At 44.1% G+C, this 6,424-nt stretch carries 1 protein-coding gene and 1 pseudogene; both read left to right on the top strand.

What is annotated here, in order from left to right; genetic code table 11:
- Nucleotides 1-316: pseudogene (locus RIC07_RS16275) on the top strand (hypothetical protein); the annotation flags it as partial.
- Nucleotides 317-412: 96 nt separating this feature from the next.
- Nucleotides 413-6,400, top strand: coding sequence for a hypothetical protein (locus tag RIC07_RS16270; RefSeq protein ID WP_446395447.1), 5,988 nt, complete (start codon nucleotides 413-415; stop codon nucleotides 6,398-6,400).
- Nucleotides 6,401-6,424 lie beyond the last annotated feature (24 nt).

Below are 6,424 nucleotides of genomic sequence, written 5' to 3'. Positions count from 1 at the left end.
TCCAGCTTACACGAGTTTGATTGGATTGGTTAAATATAGTCGGATGTATGGACTATCATCTGATGTGGTAGCGGCTCTGGCAATTGCCAGAAGAGGAATGAAGTATAGTGAGAGATTGCCGCGCTCTGTGTCCGCCTATCTCGGAGTGAATCCGAGAAAGCACGTATGGAGTGCTCTATATCAATTTAATAATTTTATTGGTCGATGCCCTGTAGTCAATCGTAGACACGATTACTACTGTGTCTCTAACTGGGAGCCGTTGGTTAAGGCTGATATCGAGCAACAACGCCGGGTATCAGCCAAGCGCAAGCGTTAACGGTCATCGACCAAAAGTTACACCGTGGACTTATACCAAGACAGAATTACTTGTGGGTAGGTTTGTCTAGGTTTTTAGAAGCGGTAACTTCTGGTCATGTCTTTCCGAGAACCCATCCGCAAACCAAATTTCTCACCTTTGAGTCGGAAGTCCGAGCTGAATCCGTTGCAGCGACGCCGTTTCAAAGTTCCGAAACCCCAGAAACCTGTGGTGCGACGCTCACCGGAGGAACAGAGGGCGTTTTTACAACAGAAACTGGATCAGTCCGCCTTTGTCGGCTATAACGGTCTTAATGTCCCGGTTAATGTCCCTCAAACCCCACCCCCGCAACCTGTACAGGAGAAGTCCACTGATGCAGGGTTAGAAGATAACGCTCAACAGCCAGAGGTTTCAGAAGCGGAAGCGACAGAGAGTCAGGAAGAGGAAACGGTTCAGCGCAAAGAGTTTCCTCCGGTGCAGAGGAATGTGTTTCAGAATGAGTTAGAACAGTATCACCCCAAAATAGAACAGAGAACTTATTCTGTCTTCAATGGGTTGAATCGGTTTAATGTTCAGCAATCGAGTCAGTCAGAAACGGTTCAGCGCTCATGTTCCGCCTGTGAGCAGGAACAAAAAGAGAAGGAAGAGGAAACGCACACAGGAACCATTCAGGCGAAAGCTGATATAGCGGGTGCTAGGGGTTTGAATAAAAACCCATTATCGTTACAGGGAGATAACCTCACTCCGACGCTACAAGCTAAGACGATTGAGGAGCAAGAGTCTCCAGCTACATCCAACAAAAATCCGTATAAAATATCTGTAGATAAGAATTCCCCGCCACTTCCGGCTAAAGAACTTCCACCGCCTAATGCTCAAACAGCCACAGGTGCAGAATCTCAGCCAACGGAAACTTCACCGGATGTTGCAGAAGCTAAGGTGGATAAGCCGTTAGTCACAGAGACAGAGACTCAAGCGGTACAAAAACCTGCTCCGGCTCAACCTCAATCGTCTAATCAACCCCAAGGGAAAATCGAGCCACCTCCTCAAGCCGCACCCACGACAGAGGCGAAATCGGAAGCACAAGATACTGAAACTCAACCCGAAGTTGCGCCAGCACCCAAACCTGAAGCTAAATCCAAAGCACAAGATAATTCAACTGAATCCCCAGCCACCCCAGCACCCTCCACAGAAACCCAACCCGAAGCACAAGGGGGTACAAATAAACCCGAAGTTGCGCCAGCATCCAAACCCGAAGCTAAATCCAAAGCACAAGATAGTTCAACTGAATCTCCAGCTACCTCAGCACCCACAAAAGAACCTAAACCAGAGACAGAAGGTACTGCGCCTCAACCCGAAGCTGAATCTGCACAGACTGATACTGAAGGGAAAACCCAACCCCACCGAAAAGCGGCTGAAACTCCAGCTAATACAAAAACAGCCAATACAGGTGCTGGAGGTATCCAAACCCCTGATTTAAGTCAAGCCAATCAGGGAACATCTTTAACGGCTATGTGGCAACAGCAGCAGGATCAGATGGATAATACTGATCAAAATGTTGCTCAAACTGTTGATCCGAGTCAGGAACCTCAAGCGGCTTTACAACAAGCCCTACAACAAGCTAAACAAAAATTTGCGGCGACTCCCCCATCGGGTAAAGATAGTCCCACCTCTGAACCTTTACCTAAACCGCAAGTTGAGCAAATTAACAAACCCGCCAAAGAAACTCCTCCGGCGACAGAAACTCCTCAAGTTACAGCAACTCCCGACATTAAAGAGGGTGCGACACAAACGCCTCAAGTAGAAGACAAACCAGCAGATGTCGCTCCGGCTGAACCTAAACAAGACGCAACGCCTGAGCCTACGACTGAAGCACCGGAACCAGCGGAACCGGAAAAACCCCAAGTACAACCAGAGGAGAAAGCACCGCCTGAAACTAAACCTCCATCTGAACCAGAGGTTAAGGAAACGCCTGAACCGAAAGCTAAAGACACTAAACCTTCTGAAGTCGAGAAAAAAGCGGTAGAACCAAACGTTAAGGAAGACGTTGCACCTGCGGAAGAATCTGTGGTGGTAAAAGATGCTGAAGGTAATGCATCCGTTAAGCCAGTTGATGAACAGCAAGTTAAATCCGGTCAAGTTGTTCAAAGAAATGTTATTCAGGATGTTGGTAATGCCATTGGCGATGTAGCTGGAGATTCCCTTGATTGGGCAAAAGGGCTTTTAGATTCCCTTGAAGGGGAGGCTAATAGTAAGAAGGGTGATTTACAAGCGGAGTCTGAGGGTAAAAAGTCAGACGTTGATAACGAAGCAAGAAATAAAGGGAACGAGTTAACTGCTGACGGTAAAACCAAGGGAGATGAGTTAAATTCTGAGAGTAAAGCTAAAGGCGATGAGTTAAACGCTGAGAGTAAAGCTAAGGGGGATGAATTAAACTCTGAGAGTAAAGCTAAGGGGGATGAGTTAAACGCTGAGAGTAAGACTAAAGGCGATGAGGTAACGTCTGAGAGTAAAGCTAAGGGGGATGAGTTAACTGCTGACGGGAAAACTAAGGGAGACGAGTTAACCTCTGAAAGCAAAACTAAGGGCGATGAGTTAACGTCTGAGAGTAAGACTAAGGGTGATGAATTAACCTCGGACAGTAAAACCAAGGGAGACGAGTTAACCTCTGAGAGTAAAACCAAGGGCGATGAGTTAACTGCTGACGGCAAAACCAAGGGAGACGAGTTAACCTCTGAAAGCAAAACTAAGGGCGATGAACTGCAAGCTGAGACTCAAAACACCGTCCAAGGATTACAAACGGATGAAGCCAGTCTGCAAGATGAAACAATTGCCGAACAAGAAACTCTAGAGAATCAAGTTAGTCAAGAAGTACAAGGGATTCAAGCGCAAGCCACGGATTCGGCGGGTGAAGTTGAACAAGGTTGGTCAAAATTAGAGAAGGATGCCAAAGACACGATATCTTCTTTAGATGGTGAAGCTGGAGAATTATGCGCTCGCTACCAAGGTAAAGCCCAAGCGTTTGTCAACAATCTTGACAATTTCCCTAGTAATGCGGCTAAACAATTAGGTCAAGCTTGGGAAAGCCTGAAACAAGAAGCACAGGAAGCATGGCTTAATTTCATGCTCAAGGCTAACCCGGTAATTAAGGTAGTTAGCGAAAAATGGAATCAATTTAGTAATTGGGTGCAGGAGGATGTTTGGAATCCTCTGACTCAAAAGATTGGCACAGCTACGCAATGGGTACAAGAACAAGTCGGTGCAGTTGGTCAATGGGTTAATGAAAAATGGTCGGTTTTAAGTGGTAAAGCCAAGGAAGGCTGGAACTTTATTCAAGATAAAGCGGGTCAAGCCCAAGAGTTTGTGGCTGACAAGGTGAATTCGGCGCGTGAATGGATAGGTGGTAAAGCGGAAACGGCTTGGAATTGGGTTGACGAGAAGACCGCAGGTGCAAGGGCGTGGGTTGGTGAGAAGGTTGATGGCGCTAAGGCGTTTGTTGGTGAAAAGGTTGATGGTGCGAAAGTCTGGGTTGGTGAGAAGGTTGATGGCGCTAAGGCGTTTGTTGGTGAAAAGGTTGATAGTGCGAAAGCCTGGGTTGGTGAGAAGGTTGATGGCGCTAAGGCATTTGTTGGTGAAAAGGTTGATAGTGCGAAAGCCTGGGTTGGTGAGAAGGTTGATGGCGCTAAGGCGTTCGTTGGTGAAAAGGTTGATGGTGCGAAAGCCTGGGTCGGTGAAAAGGTTGATGGTGCAAAAGCCTGGGTCGGTGCAAATGTAACGCCTGCGGTTAATTGGTTGGCGGATAAAGGCAATGCTTTCTTATCATCTGTCAAGGAAAAAGGTCAGGCGTTTGCATCAAGTGTTCGTGAAAAAGGAAGTGCCATTTTAGAATGGTTTTCTGGAAAAGTTAATTCAACTATCTCTGGCTTGGAACGAGCTAAAGATTCCGCCGTCTCTGGTTTACGGAATGAAGTTGATAATAGCTCACAATGGTTGGAGCAAAAGAGTAGTAGTGTTGCCACTTTTGTTGAAGAGAAAGGAAACAGTGCGGCAGATTTGATAAATGAGGGAAGCACTCATGTTTCTAACTTTATTGAAGACAAAGGAAACCAAACCGCCACATTTATAGATGAGAAGAGTAGCGATGTTGCCAACTGGTTAGAGGATAAAAATAGTACGGCGGCTAATCTTGTCGAAACGGCGGGTAATAACACAGCAACCTTTATAGATGACAAGAGTAGTAGCGCGTCTAACTTGGTTGAAGAGAAAGGAAATGGTGCAGCAACGTTTATAGATGACAAGAGTAGCGGTGCGTCTACCTTTATTGAAGAGAAAGGAAACAAAGCATCTGAATTCGTAGACAACTATGGACATAAAGCCGTTGATGTCGTAGATACCGCCGGAACTTACGCGATTGATTTTATCAAGAATCCTAAACAAGAAGGGGAAAAACTCCTTAACCAAGCGGGTGAAGGGATTCAAGCTGGATGGGAATGGTCTAAGGAAAAAGCAGGTCAAGTAGCGGATTGGTCAAAAAATCAAGTTGATTGGGTAGCTGGAAAGGTTGATGAGAATGTTATTCAGCCTGCTGCTGGTTTTGTACAGAAACAATGGGGTAAGCTTCAAGGTTGGATGGAATCTACTTTTCCGGGTTTAACTCGTTGTTGGAAAGTCTTCCAAGAATATAGCACTGTCTTTACTAAGTATCTGCAACAAAAAGCTGAGATGGTTGTTAAATGGTGGAACGAAACCTATCCAGCAATTAGTGCTTGGGGACATGGTATTTTAGATGTTGTCGGACTCGTGGCAGATTTAATCCCAGTATACGGATGGATTGTATCTGCTGTAGCGGATCTTCTCAATACGATTTGGTATGCAGCCGAAGGGGACTGGGTTAATGCTGGGTTATCAGCTCTCGCCATTATTCCCTATGTAGGTTACTTTGCTAAAGGTGGTAAGTATCTTGGGAAGGGTCTGAAGTATGTAGATGATATTGTCAGACTAGCCACTAAATACGGTGATGATGTAATCCAGATATTTGCTAAATATGGTGATGATGCAGTAGAACTATTTACTAAATACGGTGATGACGCCATAGAGATATTGGTTAAATACGGTGATGACGTTTTACCATTAATTAAAAATAGTCCTGAAATTATAGAAACCATTATTAAAAATCCAGAAGTTGCTGAACTATTTATTAAAAATGCGGATGATGTCATAGCGAAATATGGTGATGATGGCATCGAAATGTTATTACAAGGGGTAATGGCTAAACGGATTACTCCCGATGGTCATACATTGAAAGTGCTGGCAAGTGGTAAAATAGTACGTTGTTCAACTTGTGGTGAACTTGCTACAGAATTTGCTGAAGAATTAGCTGATCCTAAAAATCGTCATCTTTTAGACAAGTTAAAGGATTTGGAAGAAAGAGCTAAAGTTGATCCTGAAGGAGTTGCTGATGAAATTCAAAAGCTTGAACGACAGTTACAGGATGTTAGAACAAGGAAAGTAAAAGATGAAGTTGTAGAGGCTATTGACGTTGATAATAAAGCCTTACTAGATAGACATGGTTTTGAATATGATGAAGCAACAAAAATTTGGACTAAAACTACAAAAACAGGTAAAACCATACAGGCTAGTCTAGATTCCCAAAATCGTTGGGTTGTGACTAATGTAAATGATGGAAGAACAATAGTAGAATATACCATTGCTCCCTATAAGCGCGGCAAGCCAACAAGAGGTGCGGATAACTTTTTCCAAGCTCATCATCCATTACAAGATGACTGGGGCAGAGAACGTTTAGGTAGTCTTTACAATTCAAATGATCCGCCGTCAATTGTATTGCGTGACAGTTTTGCTGATAGTCCACATCAAATTATTACTAATCGACAAGTTTCTAGAGGATCAACAGTAGACCAACGTACTTTTCTTCAAGAACGTGAACTTATGATAGAAGACTTAAGATTAGCAGGAGTCCCTGAAAATGTTATTAGTGATGTCCTTAAACAAATTGACGAATATTATAAAGGAATATGGGATAAAATAACTGATACTAATACTCGTGCAAGTATATTTGGAGATTGCCAACAAGTTTTAGGTTGGCAATAAAAAATGCTTTCTCATCAATCTAAT

Origin of the sequence: Coleofasciculus sp. E1-EBD-02 (assembly GCF_040218245.1) — a bacterium.
GTDB lineage: Bacteria > Cyanobacteriota > Cyanobacteriia > Cyanobacteriales > Coleofasciculaceae > Coleofasciculus.
The sequence above is the reverse complement of the archived record's forward strand: the minus strand, read 5'-3'. Positions and strand labels throughout refer to the sequence as shown.